This is a genomic window from Pontibacter sp. 13R65, from assembly GCF_047525655.1.
GTDB lineage: Bacteria > Bacteroidota > Bacteroidia > Cytophagales > Hymenobacteraceae > Pontibacter.
Window position 1 is genome coordinate 1 of sequence record NZ_JBLIQL010000053.1, and the last position, 1,426, is coordinate 1,426.

At 69.9% G+C, this 1,426-nt stretch carries 1 protein-coding gene; it reads left to right on the plus strand.

Annotation, left to right across the window (positions count from 1 at the left end; all coding sequences use genetic code 11):
• Positions 1-1,426 (plus strand): gliding motility-associated C-terminal domain-containing protein (locus ACMA1I_RS23255; RefSeq protein ID WP_337070888.1); only part of this gene is annotated, 1,426 nt, incomplete at both ends.

The window sequence follows — 1,426 nt, forward strand, 5'->3', positions numbered from 1 at the left end:
AGACGGGCATCCCGGGGAGCACGGGCTACGCGCTCATCGCCGAGGTGGGGGCCGACCAGGTGGGCTACCTGGACAACAACGGGGGCCGCGGGCTGGAGTCGGGCAAGGAGTACTGCTACATGATCTACGCCGAGTTCCCGGTGCCGGGGCGGGGCAAGAGCCTTGCCTCGAACGAGGCCTGCGCGGTGGTCGAGCAGGACATCCCCTACCTGACGCACGTGACGGTGGACGAGACCTCTGCCACGGCCGGGCAGGTGACGGTGCGCTGGACGCAGCCCGGGGCGGGGGTGGAGCTGCTGGAGGGCCCCTTCCAGTACCGGCTCTACCGCAAGCAGGGGCAGGGGGCCGACGGGGGCCAGGGCTACGCGCCGGTGGCCTCCTTCGACGCGCTGACGGACACGGTGTTCGTGGACCGGGGGCTCAACACGCTCGAGCAGGCCTACCGCTACAAGCTCGAGTTCTACCATACGGTGGCCGGCTCGCTGGCCCTCTACGACTCGACGAGCGCCTCAAGCGTGCGCCTGGAGCTGGAGGCCTCGCAGGAGGGGGAGAGCCAGATCACGGTGAGCTGGGACTACCAGGTGCCGTGGGAGAACGGGGGCCGGCCGCACCGCATCTACCGGGCCGTGGAGGGGCAGTCCTTCGCGCTCATCGACAGCGTGGCGGGCACGGCCGAGGGGGGCAGCTACGTGGACCGGGGGCCGGGGCTTGCGCGGGGGCAGGTGTACTGCTACTATGTCGAGACGGTGGGGGCCTACGGGATCGCGGGGCTGCCCGAGCCGCTGCTGAACCTGAGCCAGCGCTCCTGCGTGCTGCTGCCGCGGGTGATCTGCGCCCCGGTGCTGGCGGTGGACGAGCTGGACTGCGAGCGCTTCTCGGTGCAGGAGTCGCCGCCCCCCTACCAGAACGTGCTCACGTGGGTGCCGCAGGTGACGGGGGACTGCACCGACGAGATCGCCTACTACACGGTCTACTTCAAGGCGCGGCTGGACGGGGAGTGGACCTCGCTGGGGACGACGACGGAGACGCGGTACGTGCACGGGGGGCTGGAGAGCTTCGCCGGCTGCTACCGGGTGACGGCCACGGGGGAGAACGGGCGGGAGAGCGGCCCGAGCAACGAGGTGTGCAAGGACAACTGCCTGCGCTTCTCGCTTCCCAACATCATCACGCCCAACGGGGACGGGCGCAACGACGTGTTCCGGCCCGACCGGGAGACGGGCTTCGTGCGCTCGACGCGCTTCACGGTCTACAACCGGTGGGGGGGCAAGGTCTATGAGGGCAGCGGGGACCCCTACATCAACTGGGAGGGGACCAGCAGCGACGGGGGCCGGGTGAGCGACGGGGTGTACTTCTACGAGGCCGAGGTGGAGTTCTTCACCCTGGACCCCGAGCGCGAGCGCGTCCGCTACAAAGGATGGGTCGAAAT